Origin of the sequence: Wolbachia endosymbiont of Rhagoletis cingulata, from assembly GCF_048537655.1 — a bacterium.
GTDB classification, from domain to species: domain Bacteria; phylum Pseudomonadota; class Alphaproteobacteria; order Rickettsiales; family Anaplasmataceae; genus Wolbachia; species Wolbachia pipientis.
Genome location: NZ_CP175927.1, coordinates 491943 through 517548, shown reverse-complemented (window position 1 = coordinate 517548; position 25606 = coordinate 491943). Strand labels below are relative to the sequence as shown.

The 25606-nt window shown below is 35.8% G+C and carries 20 protein-coding genes and 3 pseudogenes; 7 read left to right on the top strand and 16 right to left on the bottom strand.

The window, feature by feature from the left end:
* Window positions 1-59 precede the first annotated feature (59 nt).
* The 9 genes and pseudogenes from ACJZL3_RS02440 to ACJZL3_RS02400 all read right to left on the bottom strand — a co-directional run bounded on the left by ACJZL3_RS02440 (window position 60) and on the right by ACJZL3_RS02400 (window position 8928).
* Window positions 60-892: pseudogene (locus ACJZL3_RS02440) on the bottom strand (IS5 family transposase).
* Between the two features lie 60 nt (window positions 893-952).
* Window positions 953-1696 (bottom strand): annotated as a pseudogene (locus tag ACJZL3_RS02435) (S49 family peptidase); the annotation flags it as partial.
* A 14-nt stretch (window positions 1697-1710) separates the two neighbouring features.
* Entirely contained in the window at window positions 1711-3114 is a 1404-nt protein-coding gene (locus ACJZL3_RS02430; RefSeq protein WP_419198901.1) for a phage portal protein, read from the bottom strand.
* Window positions 3115-3339: a gpW family head-tail joining protein gene (locus ACJZL3_RS02425; protein WP_077188541.1), complete on the bottom strand. Its 225-nt coding sequence runs from the start codon at window positions 3337-3339 to the stop codon at window positions 3115-3117.
* Window positions 3329-5164 (bottom strand): phage terminase large subunit family protein, encoded by a 1836-nt coding sequence (locus ACJZL3_RS02420; RefSeq protein WP_419198900.1) that lies wholly within the window; start codon window positions 5162-5164, stop codon window positions 3329-3331. The genes ACJZL3_RS02425 and ACJZL3_RS02420 overlap by 11 nt, the downstream gene beginning before the upstream one ends.
* Window positions 5164-6630, bottom strand: a complete 1467-nt coding sequence (locus ACJZL3_RS02415; protein WP_419198899.1) for an ankyrin repeat domain-containing protein — start codon at window positions 6628-6630, stop codon at window positions 5164-5166. Before ACJZL3_RS02415 ends, ACJZL3_RS02420 begins: the two co-directional genes overlap by 1 nt.
* Window positions 6631-6649: 19 nt before the next feature.
* Window positions 6650-7135, bottom strand: coding sequence for a hypothetical protein (locus tag ACJZL3_RS02410; RefSeq protein WP_419198898.1), 486 nt, complete (start codon window positions 7133-7135; stop codon window positions 6650-6652).
* A 7-nt stretch (window positions 7136-7142) separates the two neighbouring features.
* The gene (locus tag ACJZL3_RS02405; protein ID WP_419198897.1) at window positions 7143-8354 is read right to left on the bottom strand and encodes a DNA modification methylase; all 1212 of its coding nucleotides are present in this window, start codon (window positions 8352-8354) and stop codon (window positions 7143-7145) included.
* Window positions 8355-8478: 124 nt separating this feature from the next.
* Window positions 8479-8928, bottom strand: coding sequence for a crossover junction endodeoxyribonuclease RuvC (locus ACJZL3_RS02400; RefSeq protein ID WP_264377085.1), 450 nt, complete (start codon window positions 8926-8928; stop codon window positions 8479-8481).
* Between the two features lie 262 nt (window positions 8929-9190).
* Here ACJZL3_RS02400 and ACJZL3_RS02395 point away from each other — a divergent pair, with 262 nt between their 5' ends.
* On the top strand, window positions 9191-11305 hold the full coding sequence (locus ACJZL3_RS02395; RefSeq protein ID WP_419198896.1) for an AAA family ATPase: 2115 nt from the start codon (window positions 9191-9193) through the stop codon (window positions 11303-11305).
* A 773-nt stretch (window positions 11306-12078) separates the two neighbouring features.
* Here ACJZL3_RS02395 and ACJZL3_RS02390 read toward each other — a convergent pair.
* The 6 genes from ACJZL3_RS02390 to ACJZL3_RS02365 form a co-directional block, all read right to left on the bottom strand.
* On the bottom strand, window positions 12079-13872 hold the full coding sequence (locus tag ACJZL3_RS02390) for a reverse transcriptase/maturase family protein (RefSeq protein WP_253309139.1): 1794 nt from the start codon (window positions 13870-13872) through the stop codon (window positions 12079-12081).
* Between the two features lie 553 nt (window positions 13873-14425).
* Entirely contained in the window at window positions 14426-15676 is a 1251-nt protein-coding gene (ltrA, locus tag ACJZL3_RS02385; RefSeq protein ID WP_419198671.1) for a group II intron reverse transcriptase/maturase, read from the bottom strand.
* Window positions 15677-15719: 43 nt separating this feature from the next.
* Window positions 15720-15842 carry a hypothetical protein gene (locus ACJZL3_RS02380; RefSeq protein ID WP_419198591.1) on the bottom strand — a complete coding sequence of 41 codons (123 nt, stop codon included), beginning with the start codon at window positions 15840-15842 and terminating at the stop codon, window positions 15720-15722.
* Between the two features lie 429 nt (window positions 15843-16271).
* Window positions 16272-16586, bottom strand: coding sequence for an FtsB family cell division protein (locus ACJZL3_RS02375; RefSeq protein ID WP_010962526.1), 315 nt, complete (start codon window positions 16584-16586; stop codon window positions 16272-16274).
* Between the two features lie 49 nt (window positions 16587-16635).
* The gene (gene ykgO, locus ACJZL3_RS02370) at window positions 16636-16764 is read right to left on the bottom strand and encodes a type B 50S ribosomal protein L36 (protein ID WP_006279631.1); all 129 of its coding nucleotides are present in this window, start codon (window positions 16762-16764) and stop codon (window positions 16636-16638) included.
* Between the two features lie 49 nt (window positions 16765-16813).
* Entirely contained in the window at window positions 16814-17644 is an 831-nt protein-coding gene (locus tag ACJZL3_RS02365; RefSeq protein ID WP_006280267.1) for a pyruvate, water dikinase regulatory protein, read from the bottom strand.
* A gap of 135 nt (window positions 17645-17779) precedes the next feature.
* Between ACJZL3_RS02365 and ccmC the strand changes: the two genes are divergently transcribed.
* Both ccmC and ACJZL3_RS02355 read left to right on the top strand, forming a co-directional pair.
* Window positions 17780-18490 carry a heme ABC transporter permease CcmC gene (ccmC, locus tag ACJZL3_RS02360; RefSeq protein ID WP_010962525.1) on the top strand — a complete coding sequence of 237 codons (711 nt, stop codon included), beginning with the start codon at window positions 17780-17782 and terminating at the stop codon, window positions 18488-18490.
* Window positions 18491-18498: 8 nt separating this feature from the next.
* Window positions 18499-18915: a GNAT family N-acetyltransferase gene (locus ACJZL3_RS02355; RefSeq protein WP_083250453.1), complete on the top strand. Its 417-nt coding sequence runs from the start codon at window positions 18499-18501 to the stop codon at window positions 18913-18915.
* Between the two features lie 51 nt (window positions 18916-18966).
* On the opposite strand, the gene ACJZL3_RS02350 is transcribed toward ACJZL3_RS02355, so the two are convergent.
* On the bottom strand, window positions 18967-20571 hold the full coding sequence (locus ACJZL3_RS02350; protein WP_174515883.1) for a hypothetical protein: 1605 nt from the start codon (window positions 20569-20571) through the stop codon (window positions 18967-18969).
* A 180-nt stretch (window positions 20572-20751) separates the two neighbouring features.
* Here ACJZL3_RS02350 and ACJZL3_RS02345 point away from each other — a divergent pair, with 180 nt between their 5' ends.
* From ACJZL3_RS02345 to ACJZL3_RS02330, 4 genes and pseudogenes are all read left to right on the top strand, one after another.
* Window positions 20752-22029 carry an adenylosuccinate synthase gene (locus tag ACJZL3_RS02345; RefSeq protein WP_070357042.1) on the top strand — a complete coding sequence of 426 codons (1278 nt, stop codon included), beginning with the start codon at window positions 20752-20754 and terminating at the stop codon, window positions 22027-22029.
* Between the two features lie 103 nt (window positions 22030-22132).
* A pseudogene (locus tag ACJZL3_RS02340) lies at window positions 22133-22861 on the top strand (IS5 family transposase).
* A 251-nt stretch (window positions 22862-23112) separates the two neighbouring features.
* Window positions 23113-24663 carry a hypothetical protein gene (locus tag ACJZL3_RS02335; protein WP_419198895.1) on the top strand — a complete coding sequence of 517 codons (1551 nt, stop codon included), beginning with the start codon at window positions 23113-23115 and terminating at the stop codon, window positions 24661-24663.
* A gap of 84 nt (window positions 24664-24747) precedes the next feature.
* Entirely contained in the window at window positions 24748-25590 is an 843-nt protein-coding gene (locus ACJZL3_RS02330) for a hypothetical protein (protein ID WP_264706055.1), read from the top strand.
* Window positions 25591-25606: the final 16 nt, after the last annotated feature.

Below are 25606 nucleotides of genomic sequence, written 5' to 3'. Positions count from 1 at the left end.
CCTATATTGATTGATAAATTCAGAATATATCATAAGAGGTTGTCCGGAAACTAGTAAATTCAAGCATATTCCCTCTTTAACATAACCCTACTCATAGCTAGGTATATGAAATTCTCAGTGGATGTTGTGAGTAAATCATACTCCTTCGATAGCCTTCTATTCCTATTAACCCAAGCAAAAGTCCTTTCTACAACCCATCTTCTTGGCTGTACTTTAAACCCTTGTTCTCTTGTTGGTAGTAGCTCAGGTGGCGTATCTTTGTGCACCCAAAATCTACATGGAGGCCTTTTAACAATTTCAATATCTATGTCATATTCTTCCTTTATGTGATTCTTTAAATTTCTTCCTTGGTATCCCATGTCAGCCCACATTTTTTTAACTTTAGTATATTTTGTTCTCATATTGTTTAATGCTATTTTAATACCATCTCTATCATTTTCGTTAGCAGCGCCTACGTAACAACCTAGTATAAAACCCTGAGTGTCTGTAATTATATGCCTTTTTCTACCCTTTACTTTTTTACTTCCATCATAGCCTTTGATCCCCCCTTTTCTGTAGTCTTTACAGATTGACTATCTACTATACAGGCACTCGGCTGCTCATTCCTTCCTATTTTTCTTCTACTATATTTTGTAATTTCATAATTCATTTTCTCAAAAATTCCCTGCTTCTTCCATTGCCTGAACTGCTCATACACAGTCTTCCATAGCGGAAAATCATTTGGTAAATACCGCCATTGACACCCTGTACGCAATACATAGAAAATTGCTTCTAATATTTCTCTTTTGCTATACTTTGGCGGCCTTCCTCCTTTCTTGTATGATACTCTGAAGTGTTTTTCTATTCTTGCCCATTCCCTTTCGCTTAGATCTGTTGGATACTTTTTTCTCATCTTTACCCCGTACTAAAATTTCAGATATTATAGCCTTTTACTTGTTTCCGGACAACCTCTAATTCCATCGGCAAGCCCTACTTCTGTTGCATTTTCTCCAAAATATAGCCCTGCCTCTGTTGATCGAATCTTTTCAATTGAAAGACCTCTGTTCCTTGCTATTAGCTGCACAAACATTTCATATAGTCGGTCTACTTCTTTTTGTAAGCTTTCCAGACTTTCAGACGTCATTGGCTCATGCGGATTTAAATCATTCTTTCGACTACCAGCAAAGATTGTGGTGTACTTAATACCTTGCTTTTCATCAAACCTACTTTGATCTATATGACTTGCTATTACTCCTATACTACCAACACCAGAAGTTCTGCTCACAAATACCTTTTCGCTACTCGAAGCAATTGCATACGCAGCAGAATACGCATCGTCATTTGCTATCGCTATTATCCTCTTTTTTCCTCTTGCACTATAGATAAAATCAGCTAAGTCAAATACACCGTTTACCTCTCCTCCTGGACTATCTATATCAAGCAGAATAGTTTCTATATCTTTGTTTGATAATGCTTCTTCTATTTCTTCTTGAATTTTCTCATATGATGTCATTCCCAGAAAATCGTCAAAAGCTCCTGGTTTTTTGGTCAAAATTCCATGTATTGCTATTACTGCTGTTTTTTCTATATTCTGATTTACTGCATGTTTTATATTTTTAAAGATAGGTTGTTTTCCTTTATATAGTGACAACAAGTCAAAGCTTTTTTGCTCTATCATCATCGGCCTACATAGCCAATTGGTTTGTAAAATTTCCATAAAGTAAACGAGATTTATTTTTTTTGTGTCCTGACATCAGAATCAAAGAAAAGGTTGAGAGAATCAGCACGCTTTTGATCTTCTGCTATTTCTTGATCAATTTCTTCTACATCGTAACCCATTTCTGACACTACTTCTGACCTACTCTTAAATCCATTTCTTACTGCCATTTGCTGTGCTTGCTGGTCTTTCAGTGGATCTACCCAATCAAATCCCTGTGGTATCCATTTTACATCTTTAAATATTTGATTATCTGTTGTAGAAAGCTCTCCAGATAAAGTGGCAAGTTCTAGCCATCTACTCCATACTGGTCTGCAAAATTGGAATACTATAATGTTATGTTGCAGCATAGCGCATCTACGACGAAACTCTATTAATCCTGCTCTGATTGATGAATAATTAACTCCTGTTAAATCTCCTGTTAGCTGTTCATATGTTATCCCTGTACCAATCGCTATTGCCCTCAGTTGCTGTCTCATAAATGCTTCATAACTTCCCCCAACATCAGACGGCTCTGAAAATTTTATGTCTTCTCCTGGGTCTAAAAGCTGCATTGTTCCAGGTTCCAGTCCAGATAGTGCTACTCCTTGCTCATTACTTTCACCTTCTCCTAAAATATTTGCTTCTGGATCAAGTCTCGTAATAAACCCTGCAAACATCGCTGCTGTCTTTTTTCTCACTAATTCTGCATCATCGTATTGATCAAGCTCATAAAGCTTTAGCAGTATATTAGAAAGCCATGGCTCTCCTCTAATTTGCCCAGGTCTTAAAGGTTTGTAGATATGTAAAACATCATTTGCCGGTACTCTCACTGATTCTCCAAACGTACTTTCACCAGGGTGTTCTTTAAATAGGTAGTATGCTTCTCTTTGCCCAAGCCTGTTAAACTCAATCCCGTTTCTTATTACATTACCATTTCCTAAAGTTTGATTTGTTTTATTATCTAAATGTTCAGACTCAAGTACTTGCAGTTGTAATGGTACAGAAAATCTATCTTCCAGCTTTCTCGTTCTTAAACGTACAAAACATTCTCCTCCCTCTATCATACTTCTGCATACTAGAGCTTGTAATCCATAAAAATCACTCACTCCGCTACTGTCTGCTTCATCTGTCCATTTCAGCCATAATTCTTGCACCTTCTTTCGAAATTCTCCATCCCTTGCTTTTGATTGCGGTTTTATTCCTGTTCCAATAGAGTTACTTACTATTGTATCAATGATATTTGCTGCATATGGGTTTTTTCTCACCATATCACGTGATCTACTACGTAAAGTTTCAAGGCTTTGAGACAGCAAATTGTTTATACTTCCTAACTCTGGTTGAAAGTGAAAAAATCTTCTTCCTGAGCCTGCTGCATCCCATGCTGAGCTTTTTATCTTTGGTTTGTTAAATAATTGCTTGAAGGTTTTTAGCAGCATTTATAAAATTCCTTTACTCGTTGAAAAAACAATTTTCCTCTTTGGCCTCATGCCTGCAACTTTTAACTCAGCCTTAATTCGTTGTCTTAAATTCAATAAATCCTTTATTTGAACTTCCCCGTACCGCACAACATGGTCACCATATGCAATTGATACCACTCGTTCTCCGCTTTGCAGTTTTTGAATTGCTTTCTCAACTTGAGTTAAATATTCTTCACTGTACATTTTGACTACTAAGCCATTTACTCTGTCTTAATTTTTTGGGCTTTTTGCTTTCCATTTTTCCACTCAAACTATTCCATTTACTCTCTGGCCATCTATCTATTCCCAGTGCTATCGATGCTGCTCTTGCGTAAATTCGGCAATCTAGTACTTCATTTCTTTCTCTTACCTTTTGCCACTCTTGTTTGGTATAACCTTTTACTACTTTGCTGACTAATTGCTCTGCCGTTAGCTGCTTAAAATATTCAGGTGCATACTCGGGAAAATGACAATATCCTGGCGGTGTTTCTTCACCATCTTTTAAAATATTAAGTAATTGAAAAAGCTCTGACTTTAATATTGATACTCCTACTGGCCAGAGCTTTATTCCTCTTTTTAGCTTTTGACCACCAACTGTTATATCTACTCTACTTGGGCTGCTAAGTGGTACTAGTGCTTTATTTACACCTTTGACTGCCATTACTCTTCCAGAGCCTTGATGACCTCTTACCCAATTATACACTTCCTGCGTTGCATACCCGGCATCAACTGCCATCATACTTATCATATATTCAAGACCATTTTTACCGATAAAATGATGATTGAGGAGCTCCGAAAGCTTTTTCCATACTTCTCCACTTCCTGTATCTCCTTCAAATACTTGGTAGTCTATTGACCAATTTTCACGGCTTTTTCCCCATGCTACAACTTCTACTTCTAAGCGGTCTTTTTGAACATCTACTCCTGCTGTCAAAACTACTTCGCCTTTTGGTACTGTGCCAATCTGAAAAAATTCTCTCCTGTTAAATAATTGCTTCCAGTCTGGTACTTCTCCTTTATCTACCCAGGTTTCTCCAAGCGTTGTGTTGATCCAAACTTTCAGTAATTGTTCACTTTCCTTTGCATGCAGAAAATCCTCTACTGCTTGTTGCCAACTATACCAGCCAACTGGACTATAAAGACTTGAAAGATGAAATCCTTTTTTCTCACCTTTTACTCCATTAGTAGGTCTCCATTCTCCACGTTCAAGCATCTCTGTCTTCTGATGATTTTCTATTTTGCCGCTACATTCAGTGCAGACATAATGTGCTGTTCTTGAGTCATTATTTTCCCATTTTATTTGTGCCCATTTTAGAACTTGATAGTAATTACAATGTGGACATGGTACAAAAAAATATCTCTTATCTGTTGCTTCAAATTCTTTCTCAATTCTGCTTATTCCATGAATCGTTGGTGTTGATACTAAAAAAATCTTTCGCCGTGCAAATGTATTAGTTCGAGCAATACTGAGCAGTACTGGATCTCCTTCTCCTCCTGAATCTCCTGGGTAGGCATCTATCTCATCAAGAAAGAGATATTTTACTGGCATAGATCGGAGGCCTACACTGCTATTTGCTCCAGTTATTACTACTATTCCACCTGGAAATTCCTTACTTTGCACAGTATTGCCTGAATCTCTTGACCTTGGGTCTTTTACTTTATTTTTTAAACATGGTGTACTCTCTATTAACGGTGCAAATCTTCCTTTTGACCAACGTTTTCCCATTTCAACTGTTGGCTGCACAACTAACATTGGACCTGGTGTTTGATCGATGATATAGCCTATCCAATTGTTACCAGCTTCTGTTCCCCCAATCTGCGCTCCTTTCATGAATACTACTTTTTCTGCTGGTGAGGACGGAGAAAGTGAATCCATGATCTCTTTTAAATAAGGAGTTCTTTCCGTTCTCCATTTACCTGGCTCTGATGCTGCAGTTGCTGCTAAAACTCGATACTCATTCGCCCATTCTGATACTTTAAGCTCTGGGTCTGGTCTTAAACCTTCAGAAAAAGATGTGGCGTATATCATTATCTGCATCTACTCATAATTGGTTCTATCTCAACATCATTAACAGTAGAACTACACTCTTCCAATTCCATAAACATCTTTTTCTGAAATTCGTTTTCTATATATCTTTTGCTCATCTCACTTATCATTATTGCTATAATAAGTGCAAGTATTCCTGTTATTGTTGCAAAAATGATTGCACTACTTATTGTTGTTGCTGTTAACCCTATATATACCGCTATTGCTACTGCACTTACTGAGGTAAAAATACAGATCACATTATTGTATTTTCTTACTTTTGCATCTCTATATTCTATACATCTATAATAAACTGGTACAGACTTGCCTATCTCATCTGGTAATTTGATACTCTTTTCTTTAAATAAAGTTTTTAACAATTCTAAATTATTTGACTTGATTGCTGAGTGCAGAACAGGTGTATAGTTTGCTCCTTTTTTCAGTAGTAATTTTACTACATGTAAATGTCCTTTTTCTGCAGCAAGGTAAATCGGTGATAGACCTTTATTGTTTGAAATATCAATATCAATTTCTTCTTTTAAAATGGACTCTACAAGCTCAATTTCTCCTCTTTGTGCAGCTAAATGTAGTAGACTATTCTTTTCAGAACCGTATTTATTACTCATCAAAGCCTTTTTTATCTCAGGTTTAGCGTAGTCAAATGGTGTCTTACCGTTATCGTCTTTTACCAGAGGGTCTATATCTTCTCGCGTTAGTAAGACCTCTATTGTTTTAAGTCTTTCAGCGTAATGTAGTGGTGTTCTATTTTCGTAGTCTTGCAAATTGACTTGAGCATTAGGCTCCTTTATTAAGCATTTGAGGATATCAAGACATAAATCCCTTTCATCGTAATTAGTATTACTTACAGCTATATGCACAGGTGATAATTTCATCGAGTTTTGTCCTACACGTGCGCTATTTACATCTGCTCCTAGCTCCAGTAATAACTTTACTATCTCCAATTTTTTGTTGTTAACTGCATAGTGCATCGGTGTCTGATTTCGTGCATCAAAAACCTCGATTTCAGCTTTTCCTTCTTCCACTAAAATTTTGACAATATTCTCATGTCCTATACCTGCTGCTAGATGTAATGGAGTATGGTGCAAAGCATTTCGTACATTAACGTCAACACCTTTTCTTATCAAATATCTAACTGCATTAACTTCACCTATCATCGCAGCTAAGTGCAGTAAGCTATCTTCCTCTGATCCGTATTTGTTATTAATTAGCGCTTGTAATATTTCTGCTTTTTTCCCTTCTTTTGCATAATCTAAGGAGGTTTTGCCTTCATTGTCCTCAACAAAAGGATTAATGTTCTTCTTCGTGAGTAATAAATCCACCATGCTTAACTCGTCAAACTCTATAGCGCAATGTAGTGGTGTCTTTCCATTTAATCCTCTGACATTAACATCTAATCCAGGTTGATTAATGAGACACTTTATTAACTCCAAACTTAAGTTATCAGCCATTTTATATTCAAAATCTTTTTTATATTTGAAATTTAGTATTAGATAATTCTTGTAATGAGTTTGTAATCTCTTCAGTTAGCGCCATATGAATCTTTTCAGCGTCACTCAGTGATGCGAGCAGCGCTGAAACTCTATTTGGAATATTAAGCAGATTATCACGGACAACTCTTGCTACATTAAATGCTTCGGTTTTTACCTCCTCTACTGCTACAAGTTCACCAATCTCAGCTTTTGCTTTTGCCTCAAGCAGTTTACCTCGTTCCATTTCATTTTTTATTCGCGTTTTTAGCAACATCGTGGAAAGGTTATTTGTATTTTCGTTTTCTGGATTTTTCCTCCTCAGTGGCTGACTTGGATCTCTTATTGCTGCCACCGCTTCATTTGCTTGTTCTCTATTGATCAAACCATCCTCCAACTTAACTATTCCTTTTTTTACTAAATAACAGACATATTGCTTTGATACTCCTATCTCTCTTGCCCATTCTGTTTGTGTTATTTTTTCCACTTTTTTCTTACTGTTTTTCTTCTTGAATTTGTGCAAAAGTTTTGCCAGTACCAGAAAGAATTGCCTCCCTACCTGTGTATATTTGCCAACGTTTTATCGTTACATCTACAAATTTTGAATCTAGCTCTATTGTTCTGCAGATTCTTCCTGTTCTCTCGCATGCAATCAGTGTACTTCCAGAGCCGCTAAATGGATCAAGAACTATGTCTCCTGATCTGCTGCTGTTTACTATTGCTCTCTCCATGAGCTCTACTGGCTTCATCGTTGGGTGTAGTGTATTGTGCGTTGGCTTATCATAAAACCACAGATCACTTTGATTTCTTCCTCCATGCCACTCACGTTTATTGCCCCTTTTCCATCCATAGAGCATTGCTTCGTATTGTCTCTGATAATCAGATCTTCCTAGCGTAAAGTGATTCTTTGCCAAAATTATAAATGTTGACCATTTTCCTCCTGCTTCCTCAAATACTTTTTGCAAAGTTGAAAACTCTGATGATGATATGCAGATGTAAATTGCTCCTTTCGTATATGCTAAAATATGGGAACAGATATCATAGAGAAAAAGCTCATACTTTTCACCTTGATTATCGTTTAATATTTTTTTATCTTGACTGCTACCATAATCAACGTTATACGGAGGATCACACACAGTAATATCTGCCATTTTATCATCTAACAGCGCTTTATATGATTCAACTACAGAGCTATCACCACAATAGATTCGATGATCACCTAAAATCCATAGGTCACCTGGTTTTGTTACTTCTACTTTTTTATCATCAACAGCCAAGTCAGAAAGATCTTCTTCTTCACCTTCTAAATCATCAAGAAAGTTTTGAACTTTTTCTAGCTCAAATCCAGTCATTTTAAGATCAAACTGTAAATCTTCTAATTCTTGAATTTCCACTCTCAAAAGATCATCGTCCCACTTTGCCCAATTAGCTGATTGATTTGCGAGTAATCGAAAAGCTTTAGTTTGTGGTTCATTTAAATTATCACTTAAGACCACTGGAATACTCTCCATTCCCAATTTTCTTGCCGCTTTGAGTCTTAAATGACCATCAACCACAGTTCCATCGCTTTTTGCAACTATTGGTATACGAAAGCCGAATTCCCTGATTGAAGCACACATTCTATTTACTACGTCATCATTTTTACGTGGATTACGCTCATATTCGACTAGATTTCGAATAGGATAGTAGTGGATTGCTAAATTCATATAATTTAAATTCTTAATAATTAAAAAGTTAATATTTAAAATATCTCTGACGCTAAAGAAGGCCTGAGGTCAGCACCACCAAACCCGCCAGTATGGCCGAAAGGACCCACTTTTTATGAGCTTATTAATATCTTTCCATAACATAGAACATCAAAGCTAAAGCGTCTGCTTGATTATCATCTCTAGGTGAAAAACCTTTTTCACGTATCGCTTCAATAACTTCACTCTTACTTGCATTGCCTTTGCCTGTGATAAAGCGTTTTATAGTCTTAACAGGAACACTCTGATAGGGAATATGATTCTCTTCACACCAAGCAGAGAGAACTGCAAGAAAACCACCATAACAATGCGCTGCATCAGTTCCAAGGTGTCTTCTCACTTCCTCAAAATAAACTGTTTCAATACTTGGAAATTTTTCTTTCATTTCATTCAACCACTTACGAAAATTTAGAAATACCATGCCACCTCCACTAAAACGACTAGTATGAAAACTCTCACTGCCACTTTGAACTATTCCATCATGTAGAATAGCCCATCCGGTTTGTTTCCCTAAATCTAGTGTTAGTATTGACATTCTGTAAGATATTTGTTTGGAGGTAGCCTAAGCAATAACATGGACACTTAAGTTACCTCTTGAAAATAGTGGGAGTGAAAATTACGAGTTTCAAACTTTCATACCCCTCTACTAATATATATCGCAAAAACTTCACAGAATGTTCAAAAAAATATTATTTTTTATGTTTTTTCAAATTACGCTGAACAAATTCATTTCATTTTGCGATTAATTACTTATGAGGAAACAGAAAAAATCCCTGATAAGTTTTAATGGAGAATTTATGAATATTTCATGCGATTTCAACAATACTATTTCACAAAGTTATCTACCATCATCAGAAGAAACAGCGAACATAAAATTAAGGCTTCTGGCCGATCTCAGATCTTGTCTTTCTTACTTGCTACCAAATGGGGTTTTTCATGGTAATAGGTTTTATGTAGGTGATGTACATGGTAATCGAGGAAAAAGTTTAGTAGTAGAATTAACTGGTAGTAAAGCTGGGCTTTGGAAAGATTTTGCAACAAATCAAGGTGGTGATATTATTGATCTTTGGGCAGAAGTACACTCCAAAACAGAATTTCATGAGATAATGGCTTCTATAGCTGAGTGGCTTGGGTATAACAAAAAATATACAGAGAAGCAATACATTGACGAAGACTTTGAGAAATTTATTACCTACAGTTGGAATTATTATGATGAAAATGGTCAGGTGATTGTAAAAGTTTACCGTTCTGATTTTCCTGGAAAGAAAAAAGTATACAAGCCTTTTAATGTTAAAACGTTGAGTTATAAAGCACCTGATACAAGACCACTATACAATATCCCTGGTATTTTGAAGTCTGATAAAATCATTCTTGTTGAAGGTGAAAAATGCGCAGAAGCACTAATAGAAAAAGGAATTACTGCAACAACCACAATGTCTGGAGCAAATGCAGATGCGGACAAAACTGACTGGTCACAACTTAAAGGCAAGCATATTGTTATTTGGCCGGATAACGATGAGCCTGGTAAACAATATGCTGAAAATGCTACTACAAAACTTCTCAGCTTAGGTATTGCATCGCTTTCTATAGTCAAAATTCCAGAAGGTAAACCAAAAGGTTGGGATGCTGCGGACTATGTACAAGAAAACACAAATGTTTCTGACTTCATTGAAAATAACTTGAAAAAGGTAATTATTAGACCACCACTGAACATTTTAGACTGGAGTGCAGATCGTTTTGTAGGTCCAGTACCAGAGCAAAAGTTTCTTGTTGAAGGAATATTTCCTTTGGGTGTTACTTCAATAGTAGCTGCTATGGGAGATACAGGTAAGGGTATGCTACTCCTCGATTTGGCGCTTAAGGTTGCAAGTGACACAGATCAGATATGTGGTTTTGGTTCACCTGTTACTGAACATGGATCAGTAGTAATCTTTTCAGCAGAAGATGATGCAGGCGAGGTACACCGTCGGCTTGAACGTCTTGATCCTGAATGTAAAAGATTAAAATTTAAAGATAAGCTGTTTATAGTACCACTACCAAACGTAAGAGGATCACTGACAATACTGAGAAGTATTCGTGGTAAAATTATTGAAGTTTCGCCTGAATTTGAGTCTATAATAAAACAACTTGATAAAATTAAAGATCTGAAATTAGTTGTGTTTGATCCTCTTGCATCGTTTATTCATGCAGACATAAATGCTGATCCTGCTGTAGAAGATTATCTAATGTGTTTATTGTCTGATTTAGCATGTAGTACCGGAGCTTCGATAGTTACTGCTCATCATCTGAGAAAACCAAAAGGAGAAAAGCCTATATTAACTGCTGAACAAGCACGTGATGCAATTAGAGGCACATCTGCTCTTGTTAATGGTGTCAGATGCTCATATGCTTTTTGGCCAGTAGAAGGTACAGCTAAGCCAGAGATCTTTCAATCAATAGGAGAAGCTCCAAGACAGAATGCGTTATTTTATGGAGCAGTTGTTAAGGCAAATGGTTTAGCTGACCGAACTGTACGTACTTACCTGAGAAACCAAGAAACAGGGCTATTAGAAGATATAACAGTGCAACTAAAAGGTAAAAATGCTAGTGAAAAAGACCTTAAAATGTATCTTGTTGATGCAATTGCAAGATCTGCTGTTGCAGGGCATCCATTCACTCATACAGGAAATACAGGAGTATACAAACAACGGCACAGATTACCTGATATTCTTCATGGTCTAGGGAGAGATAGACTAGAGCGTATAGTACAAGAACTTCTACAAACAAAGAAGTTAGTAAAAGGAATGTCTACAGGCTCGAGAGAAGATAAATGGCTTGATGTTAGAGAAGGCCCTTTTGCTCGTGGTGTTGGAAAATTTACTCATGGAGCTGAAGGTATTATACCAAATCTCATTGCTAACAAGACAAATTAGAAACAGCCCTTTTTGACTATAATTGAAGAGTTTAAGCAAATTCATAATATGTTCTATTTGTCTTTCCAATAACAAAATTAGTTGTAGATAAAATTACGGGTAAGCTCTTCAAGCATCTGAGGGTTTACCCTATTTTTTTATTACAAGCATTGGAATACATTATATATTATAACTTCAACTAGAAGTTGATAGAATATATAAAAAATCATACCACTAATAATTGAATTATGTTCCTATTCCTGCGTTACTGAATCAGTAATCAGAAATTAAGGAATGAAAAATACCTCTAGAAACCTAAACTTTATACTCTCTATTCCTAAAAGTGTTCCTAGAAAGCACCCCTCTAAAGTTGGCCATTATGGCTGATTCTACGTTCCTAAAACCCTTATATTATTATATAATATATATGAGTAATAAATAAAAGTAATAATAAATATAAATAATAGTAAATTACAAACAGTATAAAATGTTAATGAAAGTAAAAAGACTACAAAAATATTACTAAGATATTTAAATTGAATAAAAAAGAACAAATGACTCACAATAGCGTTTTTAAAAGATTCTACGACTTTAAGGTCAATTATACTACCTTGAACTAAAGAACGCTTATAAACCACATGGAGAGTAGACCGGAGGAACTTCCCCACCAGTCTCTCACAGAACTGCGCGTGAAGTAGAGTGGGCAGCCAGCGAGTTACTTGTTAAGTACTTTTCCAACAACCCCTCTCCGAACCACGCATGATCGTTTCCGTATCACGTGGCTCTCCAATAATCTAACGTTTTAAGGAGTCACCATCATATTTTCCATATTGGATTTTCTTATGGCATTCATGACAAACAACAAGAGTCTTCCTCTGTCGTTCAATCATTCTCTTTTTCCATTTCGGTAGCTCAGTATTACGTTTACCTAGCAAATCAGCAAGTTTACGTACGTGATGTACTTCAATCTGCTCTTGTGATTTACATAATTCACAAGTTTGTGCCAATAGTCTTTGCTCTATTTCACTACGCTTATTCCATATTGGTATAAGGTTATCACTTATACTTACCCATTTATTCCATTTTAGTGACACAGCACCAAAGTGTGTAATTAATGGTATCTTTGATGGTAAACGATCTACTCTGACTTGGATGACTTTTCGTTTTTCACCTTCGTCGTTTTCAATCATTGCACCAAATTTTCTATAAATTTTCCTGCAAGTTGTTTTGTATTTAGATGCTAAAGTCTTTACTAATGATACTTCCATCACATACTTCAAATAACTTAGTGTGTGAAGGTTGTAGGCCATTTTGTAATATTGTACAATTCCTCGATATTCAGTTTGATACTGAGCAACAATACTGTAAGCTGTATCAAGTGTACGTTGAGGTAAATGTATAGGCTTTCCACAACGCATATATTCAGAACACTTTTTCTGCTTTATATGATGTGGTACACGTAACCCAATACTACCGTTAATACATCGTTGTGTCCGATGATCATGTTTATCATCTGCATGCAAGACGTGTATTTTATAACCTAAAAAATTGGCTTTGCTATCACACGCGTGTGTAATAAGCGTTTTATCTTCATTAAGCATAAGTTTGAGCTCCTCATTGAGGAATTTAGCAATCTCATTTTTAATTTGTTCAGCTTCATTTTTTGGTCCTGCAAACCCTACCAGAATATCATCAGCATACCTAACATACCAAAGACGTCGATAATTTAGATCACAAGAATCCTTAGATGGCATACCCTGCACTAATTGACGCAGTTGTTTTGCTTGATCCCAGTTCCCTTGTTTTCTCATCATCGATACTTGCATGGTTAACCTTAAATATTTTGGATTTGTCTTTCTTCGCTTACCTCGGTTATTTGCTGGTATTAGTATATGTTCCACATGTTTATCTAACCGATCGAGTAATATGTTACTCAAAATTGGACCAATAATAGAACCTTGTGGTACCCCACTATGACTCTTATTGTACTTCCAATTTTCCATATATCCTGCTTTTAGCAGTCGATTGATTAGCTGAATAAAACGGTTATCTTGGAAGCTTTCACTCAGTATTTTCAACAACATAGTATGATCAATTGAGTCATAACATGCACTGAGATCTCCCTCTATAAACCATTTTGTACCTCTGCCTTTTTGCATTACTGCTCTTAATGCAGTGTGGCATCCACGCTTTGGTCGAAATCCATGTGAACATTCACTAAATTTAGGCTCATAGTAGGCTTCCAATATTAATCGGATTACTTCTTGAAGTAACTTATTTGACCATGTTGGCAATCCTAACGGCCTGCGTTTACCACTCTTCTTTAAAATATAGATACGTTTTACTGGTGTCCACCGATATCGCTCATAGCGTAAATCCTCTATGATTTTATCGATTTTCTCCAAAGACATACCATCAACTGTTTCAGTTGTCACACCTTCTGTCATAGCACCTTTATTACGACAAAGTTTGCCATACGCTCGAAGGTAAAGATCACGCTGATAAAGTAGGCGATATACGTTTTTAACCGGCAAATTTCTTTGTCCACGTTCACGTATAATGTTAAGTATTGTTTCAGCTTTCCGCATCTTGCGTACCTCCCAATTTCAACATTCAATTATCTGTCACCCTTTGCCCTGTATGTGGCTTTCCCACGCTCCCCGGTGATTCGTTACTTTCACGACTACTACGATGACTCCGTAACCATAGAACTCGCGTTCCTTAGGTCATCCCATGTTCCGTCACTAAGAACTGTTCTAGATCAACTTAGGTTTTCCATTCATCCTCTTAAATAAGTTCACTACTTATCGTTCTACAGCCAGAATGTCACACAAACGAAAGTTTAATCTGTGCTTACCGTAGACATGGGGTTTTAAATGCGATACCCATGGATGTGAAGTCCCACCCCTGAAGATTAGAATTCAAGCAGTTTAGCTTTAACCATATTGATCAGGTGTTGCAAGCCGTTATCTTACACATCTTCAGATAACTCTCGCTTTACATACATGCTCTTGTCCTCCTTCCCTTTCGGGTTAAAGTTAGTTGTTCACCTCGAGGCCATTTATTCTGAACCCCGCTTAGCTCTGCTAAGTATTTCTTAATGCGTACCACGGCGCACCCTCGCGACTCACACAGCTCCCATTATTCAGTCTTTTGACCTAAAGCTAGTGTCCAGTGGTAAAAAGTATTTGTCCCTTCTTTCCTCATTTTTCCTAGAAGTTGCCTCGCTAGTCTTCCATGATTTCGAAGCTTCTTATACTTTCTTCTGACCCACTTTTCTAGGTGCTGCTCTATGTTTCTCAGAGGTTTATATATCTCTTTCCTGTAAAACCTGCCATAGTACTGATACCAGCCTCTGACTATTGGATTTACTGTCTTTGATATTTCCTCTAATGTTTTGTGTGTATTTCGTAGTATTTTCCAGGACCTTATGGTTGTAGTAATATTTTTCTTGGCCTTGTTGCTAATTGCGGGAAGAAATGAAACAAAATGCTTTCCTATTTTATTTCTTGCTAACCTGGGTCTAAATGTGTAACCCAGAAAATCAAAACTTTGTTTAGGAAATTCATTTTTCCTATTGTCATCCTTGCAGTACACAATTTGTGTCTTTGCAGGATGTAATTTTAGCTTATACTCAGCCAGTCTTTCTTCAATTGCTACCCTCATAAATTCCGCCTGTCTACTACTCTTGCAGTGCACTATCGCATCATCTACATACCTCTCAAATGGTATTGTTGGGCACTTTCGTCTCATCCACTCATCAAATACATGATGCATAAATATGTTTGAGATCAGCGGGCTTATTGAACCTCCTTGCGGAACTCCTTTATCCCTAACTACCTTACTTCCATCTGCTTGCTGAATTGGCGCTTTCATCCATCTTTCAACATACAGTATGACCCATTTGCAGTCTGTGTGCCTTTTGATAGCTCGCAATGCCAACTCGTGGTCCAAATTGTCGAAAAATCCTGCTATATCAAGATCTATCGTCCAATCGTACCACCAGCATCTTTTCCTCGCAGTTCCTACCGCATCCAGTGCAGATTTGTTTGGTCTATAACCATATGAATCTTCATGAAACTTCGGGTCTACTAACGGTTCTAGATACATTGTAGCTGCTGTCTGCGCTATCCTGTCCGATACTGAAGGGACACATAAAATTCTTTGTCCCCCTTCTGTACCTTTTGGTATTGCTACAGCTTCTACAGGCTCTGGAAAATAACTTCCAGATGACATTCGATTCCATAGCTTGTACAGATTATCTTTTAGATTTTCTTCAAACTTTGTTATCGTAACCTCATCTACACCAGCAGCACCCTTATTTTTCGATACTTGTTTATAAGCTCTCCAAATAACTTGCTTCGGTATATCAAAAGACTTTGTTTTACTCATTAACTCCTCCCTTTCGGTTGATAAATAATTAAAACTGAATAACTCAGCCCCTTCGCTCCATTTCCATTACAGAAATTTCTTCACTACTACGAGCTGATCCGCCCCTGTTCTTCGCATCGGTACTCTCATCCTTGAAGTTTAGCTTCTTGGATTTCTCCCTTATCATCGAAATGACAGGTTCCCGCAGTTCTACACAATAGCCCAAAATGGATCCGCGCCACCTATATGCCGGACGCCATCTATCCAGTAAACAAGTTTCCGATAGATTTATCCCAGGTTAGGCTAGAACACCTGGTTTTGACATCTTCTATGAAGTTTCGACACTTCATCAGTGGTTCATTTGCATTCGCCTCTCCATTTTACACATGACGCATAATTGCGCCTTTTCCATAACGCTCACTACCATGGCTCTTTACCAAAGCAGCTTATGGCTGTTTGAAGCCTGCTCTTGTAAACCGGCTCCGAGGGACCTACCCTCATCTATTGTGCAGCTTCAACTGATCGCTTCTACGGCACACCTAATCCTCCAAAATTTTATTTTACCCAAAAAAACTCTTTTCTTTCTCTCCACTTTTTCTGGGTAAGGTCACTACTGCTATTCCACGTCAAGAACAACCATAAGTTCATTAGGGTTCACATAACCTAAAGCATTTTTTGCTTGCTCATCAAGCAGATCTAAATCTAAGCTTTTTTCATATAAGCCAAATACTTTGTTGTCCAACTTTTCCTTTTCAGAAGAGACATCCTTTAGCAAAAGTTTATTGTACTCGATTTCTTTTTTTAAATCGATTAACGTCAATAAGCCACGTTTACCTGTAATTGTGCTAATGCTGAAATATAATGTAAGGGAAGAAATGAGTAAGGCTGCGCTTAAACACAGTAATTTTTGCTTCTTTTTAGATATAAGCACCGTACTTTCACATATAAAAAATATATAACATGAAAAGGTGAACAAAAAGCTAAGAACCTTGACGCGCTTTACACCTTGGCTTTACCTTATTTATAATGTAAATCTTACCACCCCTTTTCACAACTTTACAATTTTTATCTCTGTTACGATGAGATTTTAGCGACCCTTTGACTTTCATATCTATAGTAAGAATTAAATTACTTTACATTATAATCACTTATCAAGAGTTAGTCAATTGATAACATTTTATTAAAATATTGTATAATTGTTGCTGATACTTCTTCGATCGACTTTTGCGTGACATCGATAATTGGCCAGTTATTCTGTTTAAAGAGCTCCTCTGCTTCTTTAATTTCCTTTTCTACTTTCTCAGGGTTAGCATATATATTATTATCTTCGTTGTTAATTGAAGTAAGTCTATTTTTGCGTATTTCTATTAGCCTACTTACGTCTATTGTTACCCCTATCGTTAGTTTATTTTTTAATTTTGCCAAGTCAACATAAAAGGGTACTCCACTAACAAAAGGAATATTTGCAACTTTATAGCCTCGGTAAGCTAAATACGTACTGGTGGGAGATTTTGATGTACGTGAAACTCCAACCAAAATTATATCTGCTTTATCAATATCTTGAATATTTTGTCCATCATCATGATTAATAGTGTAGTTTATTGCCTCAATGCGCTGAAAATATTCGTTATTTATCTCAGTATGCAAGTCAAGCTTTTCGTCTTTTTCAATTTCAAGATAAGACGAAATTTCTCTAATAATATGTGATAATATTGCTCTATAGGGAATTTTCAACTTTATACAGTTATCTTTTAGATATTTTCTTAGCTCATCATCAGTAATAGTGCATATAACAAAATTATGCTCATCACTTTTCCTATTAATTTCCTCCAGAATTTTGTCAATCTGCTCTTCTCCTTTTACAAAAGACCAAACATATTCGATCGTTTCTACAGAACGAAAGTGTTTCAGAGCTGATTTTGCAACTGATATAACAGTTTCACCACTTGAATCTGATACTAAGTGTAGATTAAGCTTTTTAAGGGTCATATACTAAAAATAATAGCTAGCAATCTGCTACTGAAATTATGCTAATTTGTTGACCTACGTAAATATAGAAAAACTATCCTGTTGATAAAACTCAAACTAATTGGTAAATTCTTAACACAATTATTCTCAAAACGAATGTTTTTATTAAAGCCTACAAATTTCTCTTATTTTTCTAAGAAAGCTCTACCTTGGCTTGGGGTTATTTGTTTCGCATGTTTTTTAATTGGAATGTCTTTGGCGTTATTCTTCTCTCCAGAAGATTATAAACAAGGAGAAATTGTACGAATCATGTACATTCATGTGCCTTCTGCATGGCTTGCTCTTGGAATATATGGATTAATTGCATCACTTGGTTTCATTTCATTGGTATGGAACAATAGCATTGCTAGTGTCTTGGCACATGCTGCTGCTCCTGCAGGGACAGTCTTTTCGGCAATATGCTTAATCACAGGCAGCATCTGGGGAAAAGGAACCTGGGGCACTTGGTGGGTATGGGATGCAAGGCTTACTTCAATGCTGATTTTATTTTTCCTATATGTTGGCTACCTTTCATTGTGGAGCGCTTTTGATAATGAAGCGAGGGCAGAAAAATCAGCAGCAGTATTTGCCATCTTTAGTGCTATAAATATTCCTATAGTAAAATTTTCCGTGAATTTATGGTCCACTCTCCATCAGCCAGCAAGCATTTTGAGAAAAGGTGGAATAGCAATAGAAAGTTCCCTGCTGTTGCCACTGGTTGCAATGTTTATGTTTTGTGCCACATTTTTTTTAGTAGTGTGGATACTGTATTCACTTTACTTAATTAATTTATATAAGATAAAGAGAGAAATCAGTATGCGGTATTAGGCCGAGAGATGAAAATAGAACACACCACATCACCAAGTAGCAAAGACATTGAATTCCTACTCAAAAAGATTAATGAAGAAACCGTTGATAAAGGTACGTGTAACCCATTTGCTTTTTTTATTCGCGATGATACTGAACAAATTATTGTAGGTTGTAGCGGTTTTGTTATCTATGGTTCAATTTACACTGACTTGCTTTGGGTGCACTCTGATTATAGAAGAAAAGGTATGGGAAAGCAGCTAATGGAAGAAGTTCATGATTATGGTCGTGAGATGCACTGTAAAATAGCAACCGTTGCAACCATGAATTTTCAAAAAGCGAAAGTATTTTATGAAAAGCTTGGGTATAAGTGTGATCTTGTACGTCCAGGGTATGTTAACATGTATATTTTTGAAGAAAGTGTTGTGAGATGCACTGTAAAATAGCAACCGTTGTAACCATGAACTCTAAAATATTTAAAGAGCCTACTAATATCTTTAAGGTAAATGTTCATGTGATTCCGCAGAATAATTCTGTTTTTTGATTCTATCTGTCCATTTATCATTTTCTATATCTTGTTTGTTGGTTGCTTTTTTTTCTTGCTCAACAATTGCCTTATCTATCTCCTTATGAATTGCATCAATTGCATTAATCGCACCTCCTTTTTTGTATACTTCGCTTTTCCCTTCAATAATTAACTTAATAAAAGTATTTACAACAGACTGCACTTGATTATGATTAACCTGACCTTTTGTCAAAGAAGGTAAAGAGCCTAATTCCATCAATACTTCTGGTGCTGTTTTATCTTGAGTGGAAAGTCCTAAATTATCTGCTACTTTACTTATTAATAACTCTCTGTGTTCTTTATTATCTTCCAATTTAGCATAATCACTCAATAGATCTATAACGGTAGATACTCTGACTTCAACAACATCATCAACATCTTCATCTTCTAGAGCAACTCCTGACCCCAATAACCTCTCTCTGAGATTTTCGCTTAAAAGATTGATAAATTCTTCATTTGCATCTGATCCTGTGGTTGATATTGTACCATCTAAATAGTTACTTTGAGCACCGAAGCCATGCTCTATTTGTATTTTTGTCTCAGGTTTAAATCCTAATTTTGCACAGAATTTCTGAAAATATTCTTTAATAATGTCAAACAAGCTCTTGCCATTATCTTTATAATTTTTTAACTCTTTAGGAATAGTAAGTGACAATTTACCATCTCTGTATGTTACAAAGTCTTCACCATTGTGAGATTCAATTGTAAATTCCAATGAACTAGACAGATTACATATCTTATCGCCATGCATAACTTGATTTTTAACAGAGAGTATTGGTAGCCTCATATCAGATCTAATTCTCACATTATTTTGGTTAGCACAATCAATATTTATTACTTTTTTAGGATTTTCTACTATGAACGACTGTCCAAGTGCAAGTTGGGTTTGTATAAATGGAGCAGCCTCATACCCTGCTTGATTACAATTGGTAACTAGCTCTTCTAAAATAGCATCACTTGGAACTTCTGCCCCAGCGTATCTGAACATTTTTTTGAAAACTTCTTTTGCAAAGGAACGGTAATCCTTGTTTTCATCTTTCTCTGTTGGTAATAGATGGATATACCTTTGGCCAGCATTGTAAAATTCTTCAAATTCTTTCTTATATGAATCGGTTTTTTGATGATTGGCAGTTTTGGAATTTTCACAGTGATTTTTCCATAGCTCACCCAATGCATTACTTACAAGCTCTTTCTCAATATCTTCGAGTACTGAAGCAACAAAAGCTTTGCCATGATCCGTATCTATTTCTCTTGTTCCTTTTTTGTTAAATATTTCGTCATTATATATATCATCACTATTAAAAAGTTCGCTTTTGCGGTGCTTAGCTCCTTCCTTAAATGCAATAATAAGATTTTTATCTATTTCTTTTCCGTTAATAATAAAATTCATCCTTTGAAAATCTAAGAACATTGTTTCACCGGAATTCGCTAATTTATTATCTTGATCTGCTCTTAATTTACTAAAATTGAACTCTTTAGCTGTGGCCTTTAATCTAACTACTGGACTCTTATTATTTTTTCCTTTTGTCTCTTTCATAAATAACACCTTACTGTAAATATGCTGTAAGTTATATCATATAATGATGAATAATTTGGTAATATATTAAGAAAATCGACAGTATATTTCTTTATTTAAGGGGTGTAGGAAAGGCGTAGATTTCTCTTTCCATTTGTAGCGTACTGCATTAATATTTATGTATTAATCTAGAAAATAATGATGAATAACATTGTAATTGTTGGTCTGCAATGGGGTGACGAAGGCAAGGGTAAAATAGTAGATTATCTTTCTGAGAATGCAGATGTAGTTGTGAGATTTCAGGGAGGAAATAATGCAGGGCACACTATAGTAGTAGATGATGAGGTTTATAAATTAAATTTACTGCCCTCTGCTGTTTTGAGGCCAGGCAAAATATCTATCATAGGAAATGGCGTTGCTCTTGATCCACACGCTCTAATCTCAGAAATAGAGTCATTGAAAGTTAAAGGAGTAGACGTAAACTATAACAACTTGATGGTATCCGAGAGCTGTCCATTAATACTTAGCATACATAAGGACAAGGAAAAGCTATTTGAAGATTTAAATGGAAATCACAAAATTGGTACAACAAACAAAGGGATAGGGCCATGTTATGAAGATAAAGTTGGAAGGAGAGCTATACGCCTTTGTGACTTAGAAAACGCAGATGAGCTCAATAAAAGAGTGGATACTCTTTTGAATTACCACAATGCTATCAGGAAAGGCCTTAACTACCAGGTGGTTAAAAAAGAAGAAATATTAAAGGAAATTCAAGAGATTTCAGAAAAAATTCTTTCATATAAAAAACCTGTGTGGAAGATATTAAATGACTTGATGAAAGAAGGTAAGAAAATAATATTTGAAGGTGCCCAAGGCGCATTTTTAGATATCGACCACGGAACTTACCCTTTTGTTACTTCAAGTAATACTGTAGCATCGCAAGCAATAACAGGCTCAGGGTTATCCTCCAATGCTTACATTATTGGTGTGGTAAAAGCTTATACAACAAGAGTGGGCAATGGCCCATTTCCTACTGAGCAGAAAAATGAAGTAGGAGATAGCTTGTTTACTATAGGTAAGGAACTTGGAACAGTGAGCAATAGAAGAAGGCGTTGCGGATGGTTCGATGCAGTTTTAGTGCGCCAGGCCGTACAACTCTCTGGAGTTTCAAGCATTGTATTAACCAAATTAGATGTGCTTAATTCTTTTGATACAATTAAAATATGCACTGGTTACAAGTATAGCGGAAAAATGTATGATTATTTACCCGCATCGCATTCAATACAAGGGGAATTAGAGCCAATATATGAAGAGTTTCCTGGCTGGAAAGAAAACACTCAAGGTAAAAGGTCGATTGAAACATTGCCTATCAATTTAATAAAATATATAGAAGGGTTAGAAAAATTAATAGGTGTACCAATTCATCTAATCTCAACTAGTCCAAAGAGAGAGGATGTTATTAAGCTTAAAGATTTCTGAAAACGTCTTTGTATCTTAGAGCCTGTACGTAATCTCAAAAAAGAGATAAAGTGAGAGGATAAAGTATATAAAGTAGGATATGCGAAGTTTATAACCAAGTGACATAAGTCGAGAAAAGTTTGAGATTATTGTAGCAGATCTGGAATCTTGCAGAAAGAAGACAAAACCAAGAACACTTGATTTACATGATATATTTTGTGGAGTGTTATACGTGTTAAAAAGTGGTTGCCAGTGGAGAATGGTATCAAAAGAGTTCCCAAAATGGCGCAATTGTTACGACTATTTTAAGAAGTGGAGTGAAAAACCAGATGTAAATAAAGAAAGTGTTCTGGAGCTGGTATTAAAAAAAAATAATTGCGACAAAACAATGGTCGGAAAAGCTTCTGCATAATTGATGCACAGAGTATAAAAAATGCAGATACTGCTGAAGCTATGATGCAGGCAAGAAGATTTCAGGGCCGTATTGCAGTAGATACGCAAGCATGCAATTTATACAACAACAGCAGAGATAACTGACCGTAGCAGTGCTGTGAGAATGGTCGAAAATGCAAAAGAAAACCTCTCGGGAGTTAAAAATGTACTGGTTGATGCAGGCTATACTGGAGAGAATTTTGTAACTCAAATAAAAACGATTATTGGTGCAACCGTTGAAGTGATCAAAAGAAATGAATTACGTTCCTTTGTTGTATTGCCCAAAAGATGGGTTGTGGAGCGATCTTTTGCTTGGTTAGAAAAATGTAGAAGATTGTGGAAAAATTGTGAGCGAAAACTCAATACTAGCCTACAAATGGTAGTTCTGGCTTTCACTGCCTTACTTCTGAAAAAATTATGAACAGGCTCTTACTAACTCTTATCTAATAAAAAAAATACTTGTGTAACTTCGAATAGTCTATTATGCAAGACAACAGTATAAACATGTAGTAAGAAATGTATAATGAAAAATAAAAGCTCAAGTTTAACACTTGCAGTTATTTTTACACAATTAAGTAATCATAAAAGTTAGTGTAGGGCGAGGTTATACAGTTTGATTTCTTTTAATATATGTTAATTGGTATAATATAAATATAGTTAAGGAGGTGTATTATGATTGGAAGTTTGGCTAAAGAAGAAAAAACAGCAGAGGCAGGAAAAACAGGTGATCAACTTGAAAAGTGTATTGGACCAACTTCACTGAATAGGGAGGTTTATTACTCTACGCTTATCTACTATACATTAAAAGAGTTATATTCACAATTAGGTGATATCTCTTATGCTAATAAAACAAGATCAGAAAAAGAAATAATCAATTTTTATGTTCTACCTCAATTTGCACGTTTTAAAGAAATTATTGATGAAGATATAAAAAAAGATCCTTCGTTTGCAAATTCTGCTATTGTAAAGTTTTGCTCCTCAATTATAAAAAATAACAAATTACTTAAAGAATTAGAAGAAGTTAGTATTCCTGCCAAAAACTCTAGTGTAAAGGCAAGGGTAAGCTTTCAACTAAAAAATCTGAAAGAAAAGGTGTGGTTCTTAGGAAAACTAAAGGAAAAAAAGAATTTCACTTACGTGCAGAGGGCTTTTGGGGATAAGTGGAGTTTTTATGACCTAATAAATGATGGAGATTTTAAAAAAACGTACATAGATAAAGCAGTAACAGAGTCTGCTAATAAGAGCTTTAAGGAAGATATAGATAAATGCATAAAGTTGGCAGAGCAGGGAAAAGAAGCTGCAAGTAAATATCTTGGAGAGAAAGGCGTAGAGTTTCGAGCTTATTACACAGAAACTGATAACACTCATAGAGTTTTGAATATCAATCTTATTAATTACAATAGAAGTGAGCAAACCAGGATTAGTGACATTTTACAGCAAGAGAAAGATATTAAAGAGCTGAATATCTATTGCAATAAAAAACATGAAATACACTTTCATCGGAAAGGTAAGGAAAGATATTATGAATTTAAAGAGGGCGCATATTATGAAATGAAAAGCACTTGGCCTGTAAAGGATGGATCCGAAATGTGTACCATGATTATGAATGTGAGTAGCGATGGCATAACTGAAGTACTAAAATTTAATGATGAAGATTTTGTGCTATCGGATGAGATCTTAGAATTAATAAAGCAAAACGATGAATTATATATTCAAGGTCTCTCCTTATATGATGCTGTACTAGAAAAAGGTAAGGCTGCTGATGTTGTACCTACTGCTAATAATAATTTTCAAAATGAGTCTATAGCGGCCTATCGCGAGGAACCAGAGGGGGAATTAGACCCTAAAGTTGATGCTGACAATAGCCTTCCTCCTTCTATTAATAGCAATGCATCAACTCAAACGGAAGTCAATTTACAACACACTGAAACTCAAACAGAAGTTGCTTCACAACAAATCGAAACTAAAACGGAAGTCAATTTACAGCACACTGGAACTCAGACAGAATTTGCTTCACAACAAATGGATGAATTGATTTTAAATAATCAGATGCTGTCCGAAAAAAACGTTGAATTGAAGCAAGAAATGTCAAATTTGAAAAAAGAAGCTGTTGAATTGAAGCAAAAAATAGAAGCAGGGTTGCAAGTGATAAATAAAAAGCACCATGAATTAATACAAGAAAATCAGCGACTACAGGAGAAACTAGAAACAACCCAAGCATAAGCTAATCAAACAATTGTAAAGTTAGAGAAGCAGAATAGCAATTTACAAGACAGGTTTGAAAAAGAGGAGCAAAAAAACACGGAATTGCAAACTGAACTGGCACAAAAAAATGAAGAATTAGCAGGTGTGTTAAAAGAGCTACAAGGGAAAGCACAAGAACTTAAAGGTGTATATGAAGAAAAAAGAAAGCTAAAGGAAGAGCTGAAAATTGTTAATGCAGGAAAGAAGAATTTGGAAAAAGAGCTAAATCAAGCACGAGAAGATGCGGAACAGATAATGGTTGAACGACGCCAGCAGAAAGAGCGCTTGAAAGATCAGCTAAGAGAATTAGATCAGGAATATAAGGTACAAGTAGAAATTGAGCAAAAGATTAAAGAATCAGATAGGCAGGATAGCGATTTACAAGATACACTTGGAGAAGAGAGACTAAAACTCAACATTGAAGAACTAGAAAACGAGTACGAGGAATTTCCAGGAGATAAGGTGCTTACACTTGAACTCACTAAAGATGAAGATAAAGTCGAAGAGTTAAGAAACGAGCTAGAGCGTGAGAAAGAAAAGTGTAAACAATTATTAGAAGAAGAAAATGAATGGGGTGATGAATTGGTAGGAATGCTTGATGGACTGGAAGAAAAAATTCGTGCTGATGAACAAAGGAGCTTCAACAATCAATTAACGGGAGAAATTTCTAATGAGTCTGGTAATGCTCCACGACAGAAGAAAAGGTTATCCAAATCTTCAAGCGTTGATAATGAGTCTTATGTTCCACTGAGAGAGAAGACAACATTACTCAGATCTTTAAGCGTTGATAGTGGACTTGATAGCGATGAAGAAAATTGTGATAATGATTTATCTTTCAACATAAGTCCTATAAGTTCTATTGAGAAGGTGGCAGAGAGTAGAAACGTAGGTAGGGTATCATTGTGAAGATGGTTGGGGTTAA